Annotated in this window: 16 protein-coding genes; 6 read left to right on the top strand and 10 right to left on the bottom strand. The window is 73.7% G+C overall.

Going from position 1 to position 17,806, the window contains the following annotated elements; all coding sequences use genetic code 11:
- The first annotated feature begins 71 nt into the window (after nt 1–71).
- Together FH969_RS07195 and FH969_RS07200 are read left to right on the top strand one after the other, a co-directional pair.
- Entirely contained in the window at nt 72–1,667 is a 1,596-nt protein-coding gene (locus FH969_RS07195; protein ID WP_139986647.1) for a hemolysin family protein, read from the top strand.
- Entirely contained in the window at nt 1,664–2,716 is a 1,053-nt protein-coding gene (locus tag FH969_RS07200) for a hemolysin family protein (protein ID WP_108717703.1), read from the top strand. The genes FH969_RS07195 and FH969_RS07200 overlap by 4 nt, the downstream gene beginning before the upstream one ends.
- An 85-nt stretch (nt 2,717–2,801) precedes the next feature.
- Here FH969_RS07200 and FH969_RS07205 read toward each other — a convergent pair whose 3' ends face one another.
- From FH969_RS07205 to FH969_RS07225, 5 genes are all read right to left on the bottom strand, one after another.
- Nucleotides 2,802–3,725, bottom strand: coding sequence for a DUF4097 family beta strand repeat-containing protein (locus FH969_RS07205; RefSeq protein WP_108717704.1), 924 nt, complete (start codon nt 3,723–3,725; stop codon nt 2,802–2,804).
- A gap of 63 nt (nt 3,726–3,788) precedes the next feature.
- Complete coding sequence (locus tag FH969_RS07210; protein WP_218975282.1) at nt 3,789–4,421, bottom strand: toxin-antitoxin system HicB family antitoxin; 633 nt, start codon at nt 4,419–4,421, stop codon at nt 3,789–3,791.
- An 88-nt stretch (nt 4,422–4,509) separates the two neighbouring features.
- The gene (locus FH969_RS07215) at nt 4,510–6,141 is read right to left on the bottom strand and encodes a hypothetical protein (protein ID WP_139986648.1); all 1,632 of its coding nucleotides are present in this window, start codon (nt 6,139–6,141) and stop codon (nt 4,510–4,512) included.
- Between the two features lie 3 nt (nt 6,142–6,144).
- Nucleotides 6,145–6,918 carry an HAD-IIB family hydrolase gene (locus tag FH969_RS07220; RefSeq protein ID WP_139986649.1) on the bottom strand — a complete coding sequence of 258 codons (774 nt, stop codon included), beginning with the start codon at nt 6,916–6,918 and terminating at the stop codon, nt 6,145–6,147.
- Nucleotides 6,915–7,472 (bottom strand): XRE family transcriptional regulator, encoded by a 558-nt coding sequence (locus FH969_RS07225; protein WP_139986650.1) that lies wholly within the window; start codon nt 7,470–7,472, stop codon nt 6,915–6,917. Before FH969_RS07225 ends, FH969_RS07220 begins: the two co-directional genes overlap by 4 nt.
- A gap of 197 nt (nt 7,473–7,669) precedes the next feature.
- Between FH969_RS07225 and FH969_RS07230 the strand changes: the two genes are divergently transcribed.
- Complete coding sequence (locus tag FH969_RS07230; RefSeq protein ID WP_139986651.1) at nt 7,670–8,707, top strand: 1-aminocyclopropane-1-carboxylate deaminase; 1,038 nt, start codon at nt 7,670–7,672, stop codon at nt 8,705–8,707.
- Here the strand turns inward: FH969_RS07230 and FH969_RS07235 are convergent.
- On the bottom strand, nt 8,704–9,642 hold the full coding sequence (locus FH969_RS07235; protein WP_139986652.1) for a DMT family transporter: 939 nt from the start codon (nt 9,640–9,642) through the stop codon (nt 8,704–8,706). The genes FH969_RS07230 and FH969_RS07235 overlap by 4 nt on opposite strands.
- A gap of 97 nt (nt 9,643–9,739) precedes the next feature.
- Here FH969_RS07235 and FH969_RS07240 point away from each other — a divergent pair, with 97 nt between their 5' ends.
- A complete protein-coding gene (locus tag FH969_RS07240; RefSeq protein ID WP_108719925.1) occupies nt 9,740–10,741 on the top strand; it encodes a phosphotransferase enzyme family protein in 1,002 nt (333 codons plus the stop codon).
- A 61-nt stretch (nt 10,742–10,802) separates the two neighbouring features.
- On the opposite strand, the gene FH969_RS07245 is transcribed toward FH969_RS07240, so the two are convergent.
- The 4 genes from FH969_RS07245 to FH969_RS07260 form a co-directional block, all read right to left on the bottom strand.
- Complete coding sequence (locus tag FH969_RS07245) at nt 10,803–11,528, bottom strand: hypothetical protein (RefSeq protein ID WP_139986653.1); 726 nt, start codon at nt 11,526–11,528, stop codon at nt 10,803–10,805.
- A 7-nt stretch (nt 11,529–11,535) separates the two neighbouring features.
- Entirely contained in the window at nt 11,536–12,213 is a 678-nt protein-coding gene (locus FH969_RS07250; protein ID WP_139986654.1) for a helix-turn-helix domain-containing protein, read from the bottom strand.
- A 126-nt stretch (nt 12,214–12,339) separates the two neighbouring features.
- A complete protein-coding gene (gene pntB / locus FH969_RS07255) occupies nt 12,340–13,731 on the bottom strand; it encodes a Re/Si-specific NAD(P)(+) transhydrogenase subunit beta (protein ID WP_139986655.1) in 1,392 nt (463 codons plus the stop codon).
- A complete protein-coding gene (locus FH969_RS07260) occupies nt 13,728–15,305 on the bottom strand; it encodes a Re/Si-specific NAD(P)(+) transhydrogenase subunit alpha (protein WP_139986656.1) in 1,578 nt (525 codons plus the stop codon). Before FH969_RS07260 ends, pntB begins: the two co-directional genes overlap by 4 nt.
- Nucleotides 15,306–15,438: 133 nt before the next feature.
- Between FH969_RS07260 and FH969_RS07265 the strand changes: the two genes are divergently transcribed.
- Nucleotides 15,439–16,992, top strand: coding sequence for a purine-cytosine permease family protein (locus tag FH969_RS07265; RefSeq protein WP_218975283.1), 1,554 nt, complete (start codon nt 15,439–15,441; stop codon nt 16,990–16,992).
- Nucleotides 16,989–17,804 carry a purine-nucleoside phosphorylase gene (locus FH969_RS07270; RefSeq protein ID WP_108717714.1) on the top strand — a complete coding sequence of 272 codons (816 nt, stop codon included), beginning with the start codon at nt 16,989–16,991 and terminating at the stop codon, nt 17,802–17,804. Before FH969_RS07265 ends, FH969_RS07270 begins: the two co-directional genes overlap by 4 nt.
- Nucleotides 17,805–17,806: the final 2 nt, after the last annotated feature.

Consider the following 17,806-nt stretch of genomic DNA (forward strand, 5'->3'; position numbering starts at 1 on the left):
AGTCCCACCCGGCCGTTCCTCCCCCTCCGGCCACCCGGCCGCGCTTCCCGCCTGAGCGGTGGTGAGCCCCGATGACCCAGGTCCTGCTCCTGCTGCTCGCGATGGCGCTCGTCGCCGCGTGCGGTGCGTTCGTCGCCGCCGAGTTCTCGTTCATCACCGTGGGCCGCGCCCAGGTGGAGTCGCAGGCCCAGCGCGGGGACCGCCGCGCGGTGGGTGTGCTCGCCGCGCTGCGCACCCTCTCGACGCAGCTCTCGGGTGCCCAGGTCGGCATCACCGTCACGAACCTCGCGATCGGTTTCCTCGCCGAGCCCGCGATCGCCGAGCTCATCCGCCCCGTGCTCCTGGACTGGGGCGTGAGCGAGTCGGCGGTGTCCACCTGGGCCGTGACGATCGGCCTCGTCGCCGCGACCGTGATCACGATGGTCTTCGGCGAGCTCGTGCCCAAGAACCTCGCGATCGCCCGTCCGATGGGCACGGCCAAGGCCGTGGCGGGCTTCCAGCGCGGCTTCACGCGCGCCGTCGCCTGGCCCATCCGCCTGTTCAACGGCACCGCGAACCGGCTCCTGCGCGCGGTCGGCATCGAGCCCCAGGAGGAGCTCGCGTCGGCCCGCAGCGCCGAGGAGCTGTCCGCCCTCGTCAAGCACTCCGCCAAGGAGGGCACGCTCGCGCTGGAGACGGCCGAGCTCGTCGAGCGCAGCCTCGCGTTCGGCGACCGGCGCGCGCGCGACGCCATGACGCCGCGCTCGAGGATGATCGCGCTCGACTCGACCGACACCGTCGCCGAGCTCATCGACCGCGCGTGCTCCTCGGGCCACTCCCGCTTCCCCGTCATCGACATCACCGAGGACGAGGAGGGTCACTCCGAGGCCGAGGTGCGCGGCATCGCGCACATCCGCGCCGCCCTCGCCGTCCCCTACGACGAGCGCGCGACGACCCTCATCGGCCCGTTCGTGCGGCCCGCCATCATCTGCCCGGACTCCATCCCGCTCGACGAGCTCATGGACGACCTGCGGGCCGGCGGCCTGCAGATGGCCGTCCTGATCGACGAGTTCGACTCGATCGCCGGCCTCGTCACGCTCGAGGACCTCGTCGAGGAGATCGTCGGGGAGGTGCGCGACGAGCACGACGAGGACGAGCGCGCCCCCTCCTCCGACGGCGCGGGCGTGTGGACGTTGCCCGGCCTCATGCGCACCGACGAGGCCACCGAGATCCTCGACGTCGCCGTCCCCGAGGACGAGGCGTGGGAGACCCTCGGCGGGCTCGTCACGGCTCACCTCGAGCGCTTCCCCGACGTCGGCGACGTCGCCGAGGTGACGAGCGCGCACGTGCCCGGGGTCGACGACAGCCTGCTGCGGTTCGAGGTGCTCGAGCTCGACGGACGGCGGGTCGAGCTGCTCAAGGTCGAGGTCGTGCCGCTGCGCGCGGAGGGTGACGACGAGAAGGACGAGAACGAGGACGACGGCGACACGCGTGGCGCCGACGCGAGCGACGCGCACGACGCGCTCGACGGCGAGCCTCGCGACCCGCAGGACTCTCGCCTCGGCGACGCCACGGGTCCCGAGCTGGGCGACGTGCGGAGCCTGGTCGTGGGCGTCGAGCCCGGCGCCGACGCAGGCGGCTCCCGTGACGCGGGCCCGGCCGACTCGCGGACGGAGGAGGAGCGATGAGCGACGTCGCCGGCCTCGGCCTCACCGCCCTGCTGCTCGTGCTCAACGCGTTCTTCGTGGGCGCGGAGTTCGCGCTCATCTCGGCGCGGCGCACGAAGATCGAGCCGCGTGCCGCGGAGGGCAACCCCGTCGCACGCATCACGCTCTACGCGATGGAGCACGTGTCGCTCATGATGGCCGGCGCGCAGCTCGGCATCACGATCTGCTCCCTCGCCCTCGGCTCGATCTCCGAGCCCGCGATCGCGCACCTCATCGAGGCGCCGATGCACGCGATCGGCGTGCCCGACGCCTGGCAGCACCCGATCGCGCTCGTCATCGCGCTCTCGCTGGTGACCTACCTGCACGTCGTGTTCGGCGAGATGGTGCCGAAGAACATCGCGCTCGCCGGCCCGGACCGGATGGCGATGGGCCTCGCGCCGTTCCTCGTCGTCATCGTCTGGCTGCTCTACCCCGTGCTCTGGCTGCTCAACGGCATCGCGAACATCACGCTGCGCATGCTGCGCGTGACCCCGAAGGACGAGGTGACCAGCGCGTTCACCCGCGACGAGGTCGCCGAGCTCGTCGAGGAGTCGCACGAGGGCGGGCTCATCGAGCTCAACGACGAGAAGCTGCTCCTCGGGGCGCTGCAGTTCACCGAGCGCGACATCTCCTCGGTGGTCCTGCCGCTGTCCCGCGTGCGGACACTACGGCCCGACGTCACCCCGGCCGGCGCCGAGGCGGCCTCGGTCCAGGGCTTCTCCCGGTTCCCGCTCGCGGATGCCGACGGGCGGCTCGTCGGCTACCTCCACATCAAGGACATCATCGGCGTGAGCGAGCAGGAGCGCTGGGTGCCGATCGACCCGGCGCTCGTGCGTCCGCTGCCGCGGGTCTCCGCGTCGGACAGCCTGCGCGCGGTGATGCAGTCGATGCAGCGCACGAGCAGCCACCTCGCCGCGGTGCACGAGGGCGACGGCGACCGCCCGATCGGCGTGGTGACGTTGGAGGACGTGCTCGAGGAGCTCGTGGGCGAGATCCGCGACGACTCCCGCCGGATGGCCGGCCGCGGCTGAGCCGACCCGGCGGGTCGGCTCAGCCCGCGGCCGCTTGCACTCCGCGCAGGGGACGGCCCGGACGCTCTGACTGGTCGGGCGCAGGTCAGCTCACGCGGCGCAGCGTCACGCTGCCGCTGCCCGCGCGCACGTGCACCTCGAGCGTGCGCTCGAACCCCTCGGCGCCCGGCACGCTCTCCAGCTCGCTGCGCACCCGGCCGGAGCGTGACTCGGCGTCCACGAGCACCGCGGTGCCGTACGGCACGCCGATCGTCGACGAGCCCGAGCCGCTCACGCCCTCGACCCGCCCCGAGGTCGCCTTCGCGACCGCGAACGAGCCCGAGCCGGTCGTGGCAGCGACCCGCCCGGTCAGCTCTCCGATCCGCACGGCGCCGGATCCCGCGCGCAGCTCGAGGTCGCCCGAGACCTCGTCGATCGAGACGGCGCCCGACCCCGACACGAGCCTGCTCTCCCCGGCGATCGCGCCGACCCGCAGGCTGCCGCTGCCGGACTTGGCCACGAGGCGCCCGGTCCGGCCCACCTCGACCGCTCCTGACCCGGACGTGAGCGAGAGGTCCTCGACGGCGTCGATGCGCACGCGCCCCGAACCCGACCGCACCACGGCGGAGGCGGCCGACTCGAGCGTGAGCACGCCCGAACCGGACCGTGCGTCCACGTCGAGCAGGCGACCGCGCAGGTCGACGCCGCCGGAGCCCGACACCACGCGCGCGTCGCTGCCGGCCGGCACGTGCACGTCGAGGCGTACCGAGCCGCCGAGGCCGAACAGCGTGACCTGGGCGGGAACCTCGACCACGAGCCCGTGCTCGTCGAGGTGCACGACGACGGAGTCGGCGAGCTGCTGTGCGCGCGGTCCCGTCGCCGTCACGGCGACGCGAGCCTGCGCGAGGTCCTCGACCGCGGTGACGGTCGCGGCGGCGTGGCGCAGGTCGAGCCGGGCGGCGTAGGGCAGTGCGGCCGGCCCCTCCTCGACGCGGTGGAGGTTCGAGCCGGTGGGGGTGTCGGTGGTCATGGTGATCTCCTCGTTCTGGGGTTGGACGCGATTCGGGGCGGTGGCGGTGGTGCGAGCCGGCGGTCAGCCGACCCAGCCGGTGAGGCGGTGACCGCGACGCGGCGGCGGCCCCTGCTGCCCGGCCGGGCCGGCCTGCCACCCCGCGCGCAGGCGGAGCTCGGCGGCCTGGACGAACCAGGTGTTGGTGGACTGGCCGGCCGCGGCGGCCGCGGCATCGACCCGCGCCTTGAGCGCGTCGGGGATGCGGAGCGTGAACCGCGTGGCCCCGCCGTCACCGCCCCCGCCGTCGCCGCCCGCCGCATCGCCGGAACCGTCGACCGGGGAGTCCACGGGCCCCCCGGCCGACCCGGCGGGCCACGCGGAAGGCGTGCCGTAGGGCGAGGTGTCGAGCACCGCGGTGGGGTCGAGCGCGTCCGTCGGCTCCAACGCCGCCGTCGGCCCGAACGCCTCGGTGCGGAGCCGGGCGACGAGCACGGGCTCGCCCTCCTGCAGGCGCACCTCGACGTCGGCCACCGCTCCGAGCTGGTCGTCGAGCGTGCGGGCGGCGTCCTCGAGGACGCCCTGGAGAGCGAGGCGGACGGCGGGCTCGACGGCGAGCGAGAGCCGTATCGCGGCCTCCTCCACCGGGCCACCGGTCGAGGCGCCGAGGACGGTGAGCTGGTCGCGCACGGTGCGCACGTGGTCGTCGAAGGTCATGACACCATGGTGACACACCATGACACCAGATGTCACCCCTTCGGTGTCACCTACCCGAATGCGGTGTCACGGTGACACCGTCGGCCTGCTACGACCCCGACGTCACCACCACCGGCGCCGGGTTCAGCGCCTGCAGCTCCCCGAGCGAGACGGCGTTCGCGCCCTGCCACCAGCCCCACCACGCGGGTCCCGGCACCACGGCGCCCTCCCACACCTGTCCGGCCGACACCGCCGCCGGCGCACCCGGCACGTCGGAGGCAGGCGTGACCGCTCCACCGTCGACCTGGACCACAAGGTTCACCTCGGGCCGCGACGTCACCATCGCCGAGGCGTCCACGGGCGAGCGCACGACGACGAGCTTCGGCGGGAGCGCGGCGTCGCGCGTGAGGTCCGCGAGCCAGTCCACGACCCCCGCCACCTCGGCGTCGCCGAAGGTGCCGCTGTGCGACTCGGGGGTCTCGGACTCCGCCAGCCGCCAGCGCGGCTCGAGCACGAGCCCGACGTTGGGCGAGCCGAGCACGTCCGCGTACGCCTGCACCTGATCCAGGAACGACTCCCGACCCGGCTGGAACGCGAGGAGCACCATCACCCCGCGCTCCTGCGCGTCGGCCACGACGTCGCGGATCGCGGCGAGCTCCGCACGCGCGCTGTAGGTGCCCGAGCGCCCTCGGGAGGAGGTGACGACCGTGGTGATCACCTCCGCCGTCGGCACGCCCTCGCCGTCGGCGATCTGCCCCGCCGTCGAGGCGAGCGCGTCCCAGTCGGGGAACCCGGAACCGGCCGTGCCGCGCACCCCCACGTAGACCGAGCCCGGCAGGAGGAGCTGGCCGCCGCCGGGCAGCTGCGTGCCGGTGGCCGCCACCGCGACCTCGTAGGAGAGCGCCTCGAGCGTGCCCACGTCGCCGACGCCGACGGCGCGGGTCGGCTGCAGCCCGTAGATCTGCGCGCTCGCGGCGCTGTCGGCGAGGACGGGCTCGTCGGTCACCACGACGGCGGAGCCCGCGGCACGCGCGGTGCCGAGCGCGGCGACCTGGTGCGCTCCGCCGTCGGAGACCGTCACCGTGTCGGCGAGGCGCGCCGTCGCGAGCACGGGCGGCAGCCCCGGCAGGTCCGCGAGCGCGGGCGCACTGGCGTCCGGGCTCGGCGTCTGCGTCGACTCGGTGGTGAGCAGCCAGTCGAACGGGGCCTGCGCATCGGCGATGGCCTCCACCGCGTCCTCGGGCTGGATCACCTCCTCGCCCGCGAGATCGTGGCCGAGCACCACCTGGAGCGCGCTCAGCTCGCGCGGCGCCTGCACCGCGCGCAGCAGCGGGCGGTCCTCGCCGAGCTCGGGCACCTCGGCGCCGTCGACCACGAGCACCGTGTGCGTGCCGAGCCGCGTGAGCTCGGTCGCCACGGCGTCGTCGGCGCCGTCGCCCATGACCAGGGCCGGCACGCCGAGCAGCATCGCGATCGACGCGGCGCGCACCTGGGACGCCTCGTCGGCGGGCGTGAGGACGACGATCCCGGCCGTGGTGAAGAACTCCTGGCTGGCGGAGACGGCGAGGGTGCCGGCCGTGTCGCCGGACAGGATGACGTCGGGCAGGTCGCCGGCGACCAGCGCGCCCGGGCTTGCGCTCGCGGCGGGGTCGGCGGGCAGCTCGGCGAAGCCGGAGCACGCGGTGAGCGCGCCGACGGCGAGCGCCAGCGCGGCAGTCGCCAGCCGGAGACGCCGGTGCACGGCCTAGCCCTGGGCGTCCAGCAGCGGCAGAAGCTCGTCGCGCAGGTAGGCGACGGTGCCCTCCCAGCCGTCGACGGCGTGGCAGCGCACGCCGAGGTCGAGGACCGGCCGGTCGTTGCCCCCCTCGTCGAGGCGGTCGCCCACGAAGAACATCTCCGCCAGCGGCACGCCCGCGAGGTCGACGAGGGCGCGCATGCCGTACGCCTTGTCGATTCCCTTGCGCGTGATGTCCACGGACGTGGAGCCGCCGGAGCGCACCTCGAGGTCGGGCAGCAGCACGGCCACCGCGTCCCGCAGCGCGCCCTTGCGCGCACCGGTCGGGTCCCAGGCCGCCTTCGCGTCGACGGGCGCGGCCTGGCCGAGCGCCGAGAAGGTGATCTGGGAGCCGCGGTCCTCCAGGACCGGCCCCCACGTCTGCGTCTCCCACAGGCCCAGCGCGCGGGCCTGCTCCTCGAGCGCGGCGAGCGCGGCGTCGCGCTCGGCTTCGGTGAGCGTCTCGGCGTAGACCTGCGCGAACTCGGTGCCGTCCCAGCGGTAGTACTGCGTCCCGCACGTGGGCATGAGGTGGAGGCGGGCCGCGAGCTCGGGCGTGAGCTCGAGCCGGTCCAGCACCTGGTGGCGGAACTGCGCGTACTGCCCGCCCGAGATCACGCAGACGGGCACGCGCGCGAGCAGCCGGCGCAGCAGGTCGGCCACGGGGTCCGGGAGGGGGGACTTCGAGGGGGCCAGGGTGTCGTCGAGGTCGAAGGCCACCAGCCGGATCGGAGCGTCTGTCACCGCCCCAGGGTACGGGCTGGCTCGGACTCGGGCGTCGTGATCGTGAGGACGCCGCTCGCGCCGGCAGGCCCGCCGGCGTAGGTGTGCTCGACGTCGCTCGCCCAGGCGTGACAGTGCCCGACGGCGAGCGTCCGTTCCGCGTCGGCGGCGCCGACCCGCGCCTCGCCCGCCGTGACGAGCAGGTGCTCCACGACCCCCGGGCCGTGCGGCGGCGACACCCGGTGCGCGCCGGGCGCGAGCTGGAGGGCGTAGACCTCACGCACCACCGCGCCCTCGCGGCGGGCCTCGAGCAGCGTCACGGCGACGCCGTCGCTGTCGGCGCCGGCGCCGGCATCGGCGAGCAGCGCCGCGAGCGGGACGCCGAGCGGGCCTGCGATGGAGTACAGCGTGGCGAGCGTCGGGTTGCGGGTGCCGTTCTCGAGCTCCGAGAGCGACCCCTTGCCCACCCCGGACGCCTCGGCCAGCGCCGAGAGGCTCAGGTTCCGGGCGGCGCGCAGCGCGCGCACGCGCTCGCCCACCCGTCCCGCCAGCGCTTCCGCGGTGGTGTCCGTCATGGGGGCGAGCCTATCGTTCCGTTTACGGAACAGCAGGCGCTACGGTGGGCGCAGATGTTCCGCAAACAGAACGCTGTTGGCGGCGGCATCGGCGTCGGCGTCACCCGGTGTGTTCACGCCTGTTTGCCGGTCCATCCGTTTGCCCGGCCCCCTCCGTTTGCCCGTCCGTCCGACCACACCACCACCAAGGAGCCCCCGTGCCGCTGTCCGACTTCCCGCGCTACCCGCTCACCTTCGGCCCGAGCCCGGTGCACCCTCTCGACCGCCTCTCGGCCCACCTCGGCGGACCGCGGATCTGGGCCAAGCGCGAGGACTGCAGCTCCGGACTGGCCTACGGCGGCAACAAGGTGCGCAAGCTCGAGTACCTCGTGCCGGACGCGATCGCCTCGGGTGCGGACACGCTCGTGAGCATCGGCGGCGTGCAGTCCAACCACACACGGCAGGTCGCCGCGGTCGCCGCGCACCTGGGGATGCAGGCGGTGCTCGTCCAGGAGCGGTGGGTGGACTGGCCGGACAGCGTCAACGACCGCGTGGGCAACATCCTGCTCTCCCGCGTCATGGGCGCCGAGGTCCGCCTCGACGCCTCGGGCTTCGACATCGGCTTCCGCGACTCCTGGCGCCAGGCGATCGAGGACGTCGAGCGACGCGGCGGCACGCCCTACGCGATCCCCGCCGGCGCGTCCGACCACCGCCTCGGCGGACTCGGCTTCGCCGGCTGGGCGCACGAGGTCGCGGCGCAGGAGGCCGAGCTCGGCGTCTTCTTCGACACGATCGTGGTGTGCACGGTGACCGGGTCGACGCACGCGGGCATGATCGCCGGCTTCGCCGACCTCGAGGCCGCGGGCGGACGACGGCGCACCGTCCTGGGCATCGACGCCTCGGCGACGCTCGCGCAGACCCGCGAGCAGGTCGAGCGGATCGCCCGGCGCACCGCAGCGCTGATCGGCGTGCCGCGCGACCTGCGCGAGGACGAGATCACGGTGCTCGAGGGCTGGGCCGGGGACGAGTACGGCATCCCGGTGGACTCGACGCTGCGGGCGATCCGGCTCGTCGGTCAGCTCGAGGGCGTGATCCTCGACCCCGTGTACGAGGGCAAGTCGATGGCGGGGCTGATCGACCTCGTCCGCACGGGCCGCATCGAGCCCGGCTCGAACATCCTTTACGCCCACCTCGGCGGCCAGCCCGCGCTCAACGCCTACTCGGCGCTGTTCACGCAGACGGTGCGCGAGCTCTAGCGCCGGGTGCGCGCGAGCCTCATGCCCGGCGTCGGCGTGACGCTGAGCAGCACGACGGCGAGCGCCACCACCGCGACGCCCGCCCACGCGAGCGGCGCGAGCCGCTCGTCGAGCACGAGCAGCCCGAGCAGCGCCGCGGTCGCGGGCTCGGCCAGCGTGAGGGTCGAGACCGTGGCCGCGGGCAGGTGCCGCAGGCCCGCCCCGAACAGGAGGTAGGCGACGATGACGGTCACCACGCCGAGCCACGCCACCATCGCGAGGCCCGACGGCGTGGCGAGCCAGGCCGTGTCCGTCGCCAGCAGCAGGGGCAGCGCGAGCACGCCGCCGACGCCGAACACCGCCCCGACCGCGTCCGCCGACGCCCAGCCGCGGTCCAGCAGGACCTTCACCCCCACGGCGTAGAGCGCGTACGACGTGCCCGCACCGAGGGAGAGCAGCAGCCCACCCGGGCCGCCGCCCGCGTCGCCCTCCCCCGAGGCGAGCAGCCCGATGCCGACGACGGCGAGCGCCGTCGCCCCCAGCCACACCCGCCCGGGTCGGCGGCCGAGCAGGGTCCACTCCAGCAGGCCCGTTAAGAGGGGCGCCGAGCCGAGCGCCAGGACGGTGCCGACGGCGACCCCGTTGGCGCGGGTCCCGCCGAAGAAGGTCGGCTGGTAGGCGAGCACGCCCGCCGCCGCGACCAGCACGACGAGCCAGGTCGGCACCCGCGCGAGCACGCCCTGCCCGGGGCCGTCAGGCGTCGCCTTCGGGAACGCAACATCCCGCCCGGCTCGCGCCCGGGCGACCCACGCCACCAGCGCCAGCCCGAGCCCACCCAGGACCAGGCGCGCGCTGCCGAGCGAGACGGACGTGGCGCCGTCGGGCGCGAACGCCTGCGCCGTGCCGGTCGTGCCGAAGCAGACCGCGGCCAGGAGCACGAGGAGCTGCGGGGGCACCCCCGAAGCCTGGCAGACCGAGCGCCACGACCCTTGCCGACGACGCTCCGGCGCGCGGACACTGTCCGCGTGGACCAGCTCGATCGTCGGCCCTGAGATGCTCCCCCGGCGCGCCCAGCTCGCACGGGCCCGCGCGGTGGCGACGTCCGCGCTGCGGGAGTACCCGATGCCGCCGGGGCGCCTGACGTTCCTCACGCACGGGGAGAACACGACGTTCCGCCTCGACTGCGACGACGGCCGCTTCCTCGTGCGCGTGCACCGCCCGTTGCGGCACGGCCGGTCGCTCGACCCCCACGTCGCGATCGGATCGGAGCTCACCTGGCTGCGCGCGATCGCGTCGGGCGCCGACGTCGGCGTCCCCGAGCCGATCGAGACGCGCGACGGCTCGCTCACGGCGACGGGCGCGGGGGGCGACTGGACCCGGGTGTGCTCCGTACTGCGCTGGGTCGAGGGGCGGATCATCGAGGACTTCACGCACCCGGTCCACTTCGCGCGGCTCGGCCGGGCGATGGCCACGCTGCATCACCAGGCCGACACGTGGACCCCACTCCCCGGGTTCGCACGCCTGACCTGGGACCACGAGGCGTTCTTCGGAGACGTCATGGTCTACGGCACGCTGCGCGCCTCCGAATGCTGGGAGCTTCTGCCGCGAGCGCTGGCCGAACGCTTCGACGCCGTCCGCGACCGGCTAGGTCCGGTCATGGCGAACGACGCCGACGTCGGCCTGATACACGCCGACCTGCATCTCGGCAACGTCGTGCACCACGACCGCACGATCAGCCTCATCGACTTCGACGACTCCGGCACCGGCCCGAGGGTGTACGACCTCGCGGTCGCCCTGTGGGAGCGGCGCGACGAGCCGGAGTACCCGATGCTGCGCGACGCCCTCCTCACCGCCTACCGCAAGGTCCGGCCGATCGACACGACCCACCTCGACGACTACATCGCGGCGCGACAGGTCGCGTTCGACCTCTGGTACACCGGGACCGCGCAGGTCGACCCGGCGTTCGCCGACCGGCTCGACGTGGTCCACCGGTGGTCCGCGGACATGCTCGACCTGCTGGAGGCGGCGCCGCCCAGCCTGGTCACAACGCCCTGACGAGCTCCTCCACCCCGCTGCTTCGCGTTGCCGGACAGCGTCGAGGTGTTGGCGTGGAGCGTCAGTCCTGGTCGTCGAGGATGAGCTCGAGTCGGCCGAGTCCCCTGTCGGCCCCGCCCACGAAAGCCCAGGCGGGGCGGTTGGTGCGCATCTCGGAAACCATCCACGTCAGTCGTCCGCGCTCACTGCGGTCCAGCGTCTCGGCCTCCACACCGTCGCTCGGGTCGAGCAGCGAGCAGAGGACGCCGAAGTCGATCAGGTGGCGGTCGCGGTGGCGGTCGAGGGCGACGCTGCGCGCAGCCGCCTTTCCGACGAGCGCACCGATCAGTGAGGGGCGCAGGATCGCGCCCGTCCGCTTCCCCACCTTCACCGGCGCAATGCTGGAGCGATCGATGACCTTCTGGGCGCCGGGAGTAGCCAGGGTGGTCCCGCCGCTGACGCCGGTCCGACTGTCGGCACGGGCCCCGAGGTGGCGTGGAATGAGCAGGTCGATCACGGCGTCCCCCCGCTGCCAGCGGTGCTGGTGCCCGGTGGGTGTCGTCCCGGTCGCGGCGAAGCCGAGGTCGCGCAGAACGCCAGTGACCAGGAGTAGCGCATGAGGCTCGCCGCGGACGTCCAGCACGGTGTCGGCGTCGTCAGTGGCTCGCTCGGGCCACCGGCCGCGGACCGCGCACCAGTAGTGCACCAGTTGGCCGCCCACCAAGGTCCAGTGTCGCGGGAGTCGCTCGAACAGCTCGAGCAGGCCGATCCAGCCGCTCTCCTGTGCACGACCGAGCACCGGGATCACGGTGGGCTCACCCGTCACGTTCGACCCCCCAGTACCTGCCCAGGTCTCTCAGGATGATCTCGGCCTGTTGCGCCTCGCGGGAGCCGGCCTGCGCCAGGTCGGCGGCCACGAGCAGCAGCGGCACCGGCGCGCGCAGTCCTTCGGGGACATTGCCGACGTGAACCACGAGGTTGTGCCGCTCGCCTGCCTTGGCCTCGACCGCGAGGTGCCGGCGTCGGACTGCCCGCAAGTCTTCGGGCCGGACGTACCCCTCGGCGAAGTCGGGACCGTACATCCCCGAGCGGGGGTCGCTGCGTCCCGACGCGATGAACGCATCCTCCACGAGGAGCGCCTCGGGCTCGTCCACGTGGAGCCGGTGGCGCTCGGCGCGCGAGTCCAGCAGCGCACGGAGCAGGGGCAGAGGGTCGGGGCTCGCGAGCAGCTCGTCGAACCGGCGACGGAGGCGGTGGCGCGCGACAGCCGAGAGACCGTCAAGACGGTCACCGTCCGAGAGCGCGATGAGCGACCACGCCATCTCGACGCCGGCGGTCCTGCCCGCACGCACGGGAACCACGGGGAGCGACGCGGGGTCCACCAGCCAGCACCCGGCGATGCGCTCGCCGTCGAGCCGTCCGTCGGCGAGCATCGCGCGGACCCATCGCTCACTGCGCCCCAGGTGCCGGGCGGCCTCCTCGACCGAGATCATTTCACTAGTCTTCCGCTAAAGGAAGTGATGTGCAATCGATCGTCGGCTCCCAAAGGCACCCTCGCGAGCGAGCGCCTCACCCGCAACGCTACGCGGGTGCGGGCCGGCCAGCATGACCTCGCCCGGTCACAGCGCCCTGACGATGTCCTCCACCCGCTGCTTCGCGTCACCGAACAGCATCGAGGTGTTGTCGCGGAAGAACAGCGGGTTCTGCACACCCGCGTAGCCCGTGGCCATCGACCGCTTGAACACCACGACGTGACCCGCCTCCCACACCCGCAGCACGGGCATCCCCGCGATCGGCGACGTCGGGTCGTCCTGCGCCGCCGGGTTCACCGTGTCGTTCGCACCGATCACCAGCACCACGTCGGTCGCCGCGAGGTCGTCGTTCACCTCGTCCATCTCGAGCACGACGTCGTAGGGCACCTTGGCCTCGGCCAGCAGCACGTTCATGTGGCCCGGCAGGCGCCCGGCCACCGGGTGCACGCCGAACCGCACGTCGACGCCGCGCTCGCGCAGCTTGGCGACGAGCTCAGCGACGGGGTACTGCGCCTTTGCGACCGCCATGCCGTAGCCCGGCGTGATGACGACCGTGCGGGCCGCGAGGAGCTCGGCGGCGACGTCCTGCGCCGTCGTCTCGCGGTGCTCCCCCGCCGGCCCGGCGCCAGCCGCTGCGGCCGGCGACCCCTCGCCGAAGCCGCCGAGGATGACCGAGACGAACGAGCGGTTCATGGCCTTGCACATGAGGTAGGACAGGATCGCACCGGAGGAGCCGACGAGCGCACCGGTGACGATGAGCAGGTCGTTGCCGAGCATGAAGCCCGCCGCGGCCGCCGCCCAGCCCGAGTAGGAGTTGAGCATCGACACCACGACCGGCATGTCCCCGCCGCCGATCGAGGCGACGAGGTGCCAGCCGAGCGCGAGCGACAGCAGCGTCATCCCCAGCAGCGGCAAGATCGAGTGGCCGTCGACGAACCAGACCCCCAGGGCCACCGAGGCCACGAGGATCGCGACGTTGAGGACCTGCTTGCCCGGCAGCCGCAGGGCCTTGGAGGGGATCCGGGCGGACAGCTTGAGGTAGGCGACGATCGAGCCGGTGAACGTCAGCGCACCGATGAAGACGCCGAGGAACACCTCCACGAGGTGCACCGCGTCCGGCTCCTCGGTGAGGAAGGAGTTGTAGCCCACGAGCACCGCCGCGAGGCCCACGAAGGAGTGCAGGATCGCGATGAGCTCGGGCATCTGGGTCATCTCGACCGTGCGGGCGCGCCACGTCCCCACCACGATGCCGATGAGCAGCACGAGCGCGATGAGCAGCCCCGTGACGAGCACGTTGCGCTCGGAGCCCTCGAGCGACAGCACGATCGTCGCGGCGAGCGCGAGGCCCATGCCGACCATGCCGAGCACGGTGCCCCGCCGCGCCGTCGTCTGCTTGGACAGGCCCGCGAGGGAGAGGATGAAGAGGATCGCCGCCGCGAGGTAGGCGACCTGCGCGAGCGTGGTCATCTGGATCCTCATGCGTCAGCGCCCTTCTGGAACATGCCGATCATGCGGTGGGTCACGAGGAAGCCACCGAAGATGTTGATGCTGGCCACGGCCGCTGCGACGAACGCGAGCCCGGTCACGAGCCAGTCGGAGCTGCCGAGCTGCAGCATCGCGCCGACCAGGATGATCCCCGAGATGGCGTTGGTCTGCGCCATGAGCGGTGTGTGCAGCGCGTGGCTCACGTTCGAGATGACGTAGAACCCGATCACGACGGCGAGCGCGAACACGGTCATGTGACCCAGGAACGCGACGGGTGCGAGGGTTAGGGCCAGGCCGAGGAGCACCGCACCCAGGGCGTAGCCGACGACGCGACGGGTGCCGCGCCGTCGTGCCTCCTCCGCGGCGGCCGCCGCACGCGCGGCGACCTCCGCCGGGGTGGGCGGCGGCGGTGCGGGCGGCCCGGCCGGCGCGGCGGGCGCCGCGGACACCTGCACGGGCGGCGGCGGCCAGAGGATCTGCCCGGCGTGCGCGACGGTCATGCCGCGCTGCACGACATCGTCGAGGTCGAGCACGAGCGTGCCGTCCTTGCCCGGCGTGAGCAGCTGGAGCAAGTTGACGATGTTGGTGCCGAGCAGCTGGGAGGTGTGCCGCGGCATGCGCGCGGTGAGGTCGGTCTCGCCGAGCACCGAGACGCCGTTCGCGGTGACGACGCGCTCCCCCGGCACGGTGTCCTCGCAGTTCCCGCCGCCGGACGCGGCGAGGTCGACGATCACGCTGCCGGGCCGCATCGCGGCGACCATCGCGTGGGAGATCGTCGTGGGAGCCGTGCCGCGCACGAGCGCGGTGGTGATGACGACGTCGGCCAGCTCGGTCTCGACGGCGTACACGTCCATCGCGGCGGCCTGCTGCTCGGGCGTGAGCGGCTTGGCGTAGCCGTCGGCCGCGATCTCCTGCTGCGCCTGCGGGGCCACGACGGGCGTCCCGCCCATCGACGCGATCTGCTCGCCGGCCTCCGGACGCACGTCGAACGCGCGCACCCGGGCGCCGAGGCTGGACGCGGCGCCGATCGCCGCGAGCCCCGCGACGCCCGCGCCGATCACGAAGACGGTGGCGGGGTCGGTCTTGCCGGCCGCGGTGACCTGGCCGGAGAACATCCCGCCGTACTCCTCGGCGGCCTCGATGACGGCGCGGTACCCGGCGATGTTCGACTGCGTGGACAGCACGTCGAGCGCCTGCGCGCGCGACAGCCGCGGCACCGCGTCCAGCGCGAGCGAGGTCACACCGCGCTCGGCGAGCGCCTGTACGAGGTCGGGATGCTGCGCGGGGGCGACCATCGAGACGAGCACCGCGCCGGGCCGCACGCGCGCCACGTCGGAGAGCGTCGGGGTGTGGACGAGGATCACGACGTCGGCCTGCCACGCCTCCTCGGGACCGACGAGGCGCGCGCCGGCCGCCTCGTAGTCCGGGTCCAGCAGGCTGGCGCGGGCGCCGGCGTCGTGCTCGACGGCGACGTCGTAGCCCAGCGCGCGCAGCGCGCGCACCGTCGTGGGGGTCGCGGCGACGGTGCTGGCCCCGTGCACCGTCGCGCGAGGGACTCCGATGATCATGGGCCCATCATGGCGGGTCGGGGGGTGGGCCCCCGTGCGACGTTGGACCCAGACAAGGGCTCGGCGAGCCTGGGCGGGCGAGCGGCGGCGGTGTTCCTCGACACGTCCCGACGCGCTGCCTAGGTTGAGCGCCATGGCCACCCCCGCTGCCTCGCCGGCACCGCCCCCCGCTCCCGGCCCCGAGCCGGCCGCCCGCACGCTCACCGTCGAGATGGCGGGCACCGACGTCATCCCGGAGTCCGAGCGCAAGGGAAAGCCCGCGGACCTGTTCATGCCGTGGTTCGCGGCGAACATCTCGGTGTTCGGGATCTCCTGGGGCGCGTTCGTGCTCGGCTTCGGGATCTCGTTCTGGCAGGCGGTGCTCGCCTCGGTGGTCGGCGTCGTCGCGAGCTTCGTGCTCGTCGGCCTCATCGCGATCGCGGGCAAGCGCGGGTCCGCGCCCACGCTCGTGCTCTCGCGCGCGGCGTTCGGCTACAACGGCAACCGCGTGTCCGCGGCGATCTCGTGGATCCTCACGGTCGGCTGGGAGACGTTCCTGTGCGTCATGGCGACGCTCGCGGCCGCGACCGTCATGGAGGCGCTCGGGTTCGGCAACCACACCGCGGCACAGGTGGTCGCGCTCGTCGTCGTGGTGCTCGTCGCGGGCGGCGCCGGCGTACTCGGGTTCGACACGCTCATGAAGGTGCAGACCTGGATCACGTGGATCACGGCCGCGCTCACGATCGTCTACCTCGTCCTCGTCCTCCCACGGATCGACCTCGACGTCGTCACCGCCCTCCCGGCGGGCAGCGCGACGGCGGTGGTCGGCGCGTTCGTCATGGTGCTCACGGGCTTCGGCCTCGGCTGGGTGAACGCGGGCGCCGACTACTCCCGCTACCTGCCCCGGTCCGCCTCCACGCGCGGGGTGGTCGGCTGGACGACGTTCGGCTCGGCGCTGCCGTGCGTCGCCCTGGTCGTGTTCGGGCTCCTGCTCGTCGGCTCCGACCCCGACCTCGGCGCTGCGATCCAGAGCGACCCGATCGGCGCCCTCACCACGATCCTGCCCACCTGGTTCCTCGTGCCGTTCGCCGTCGTCGCGATCCTCGGCCTGATCGGCGGGATCATCCTCGACATCTACTCCTCCGGCCTCTCGCTGCTCGCGACCGGCCTGCCCGTCGCGCGCCCGGTCGCGACGGCGATCGACGGCACGATCATGACGCTCGGCACGATCGTCATCGTCTTCTTCACCGACAGCTTCTTCGTGCCGTTCCAGGGCTTCCTCATCACGCTCGGCGTGGTCATCGCCGGCTGGGCCGGCATCATGCTGGCCGACATCGCGCTGCGCCGGCGCGACTACGCCGAGGCCGACCTGTTCACCACGCGCGGCGTCTACGGCGCCGTCAACGGCCGCGCGATGGCCGTCCTCGCGGTCGCGACCGTCGTGGGCTGGGGCTTCGTGGTCAACACCTACGCCGGCTGGCTGGGCTGGCAGGGCTACCTGCTGGGCGCCGTCGGCGGTAAGGAGGGCGACTGGGCGTGGGCCAACCTCGGCGTGCTGTTCGCGCTGGTCATCGGCTTCGTCGGCTACCTGCTGCTGTGCCGCGGCCGTGTCCGGCACCAGGAGGAGACCGGGTCGCTCGTGTCGTTCGGCACTGCGGGCACCGCGGGCCCGGCGGGCGCTGCCGACACCGCATCCTCCCCGCGATGACGCCCGAGCAGTTCCGCGACGCCCTGCTCGACGGCGAGGATCGCGCCGCAGCGGAGCACCTCGCCGCCGCCACGGGCACGGCCCGGCACGACGCGCTCGTCGTGCTCGGGTCGGGCGTCGCCCCGCTCGCCGACGCCTGGGCGCAGGCGGACCCGACCGCGAGCTCGGGTCGGCTCTCGGACCTGCCCGGGGTGCTGGCGCCCACCGCGGACGGTCACGTCGACCGCTGGCTCTCGCTCGCCGTCGGCGGCCGTCGCACGCTCGTGACGCTCGGCCGCACGCACCTGTACGAGGGCGTCCCGCGGCGCGCGGTGACCGCACTGGTGCGCGTCGCCGCGGCCGCGGGGGTCGGGCGCGTGGTGCTCACGAACGCCAACGGCTGCCTCGTCGAGCGCGCACTCGGCGACGTCGTCGCGATCGGCGACCACGCCAACCTCACCGGATCCTCGCCGTTCGACGGCACGGTGTTCCTGGACCCGCGCGACACGTGGGACACCGGGCTGCGCTCGGCGGTCGGGGCGATCGTCGGCGTGCGCGGCGAGGCCGTCTACGCGCAGCTGCGCGGGCCGGAGTACCAGACAATGGCCGAGACGCGGCTGCTCGCGGCGTCGGGCGTGGAGGTGGTGGGCATGTCGACCGTGCACGAGGCGCTCGTGGCGCGGGCGCTCGGCCTGCGGGTGGCCGGGCTCAGCGTCGTCTCGGACCTCTCCTTCGCCACCGCCCCGGTGGACGCGGACACCGTGCTCGCGGCGGCCGGTCGGGCGCGGGAGACGCTGCGGGCGGCGGTCGAGGCGGCGCTCGCCGCGCCGTGACG

Origin of the sequence: Miniimonas arenae, from assembly GCF_006351005.1 — a bacterium.
Lineage (GTDB): Bacteria > Actinomycetota > Actinomycetes > Actinomycetales > Beutenbergiaceae > Miniimonas > Miniimonas arenae.

Excerpts from the sequence above, each read along its gene's own strand:
- FH969_RS07270 (WP_108717714.1), top strand. The coding sequence starts at position 16,989 with ATGACGCCCGAGCAGTTCCGCGACGCCCTGCTCGACGGCGAGGATCGC.
- FH969_RS07225 (WP_139986650.1), bottom strand. The coding sequence starts at position 7,472 with ATGACGGACACCACCGCGGAAGCGCTGGCGGGACGGGTGGGCGAGCGC.
- pntB (WP_139986655.1), bottom strand. The coding sequence starts at position 13,731 with ATGAGGATCCAGATGACCACGCTCGCGCAGGTCGCCTACCTCGCGGCG.
- FH969_RS07260 (WP_139986656.1), bottom strand. The coding sequence starts at position 15,305 with ATGATCATCGGAGTCCCTCGCGCGACGGTGCACGGGGCCAGCACCGTC.
- FH969_RS07200 (WP_108717703.1), top strand. The coding sequence starts at position 1,664 with ATGAGCGACGTCGCCGGCCTCGGCCTCACCGCCCTGCTGCTCGTGCTC.
- FH969_RS07240 (WP_108719925.1), top strand. The coding sequence starts at position 9,740 with ATGCTCCCCCGGCGCGCCCAGCTCGCACGGGCCCGCGCGGTGGCGACG.
- FH969_RS07265 (WP_218975283.1), top strand. The coding sequence starts at position 15,439 with ATGGCCACCCCCGCTGCCTCGCCGGCACCGCCCCCCGCTCCCGGCCCC.
- FH969_RS07250 (WP_139986654.1), bottom strand. The coding sequence starts at position 12,213 with ATGATCTCGGTCGAGGAGGCCGCCCGGCACCTGGGGCGCAGTGAGCGA.
- FH969_RS07205 (WP_108717704.1), bottom strand. The coding sequence starts at position 3,725 with ATGACCACCGACACCCCCACCGGCTCGAACCTCCACCGCGTCGAGGAG.
- FH969_RS07195 (WP_139986647.1), top strand. The coding sequence starts at position 72 with ATGACCCAGGTCCTGCTCCTGCTGCTCGCGATGGCGCTCGTCGCCGCG.
- FH969_RS07210 (WP_218975282.1), bottom strand. The coding sequence starts at position 4,421 with ATGACCTTCGACGACCACGTGCGCACCGTGCGCGACCAGCTCACCGTC.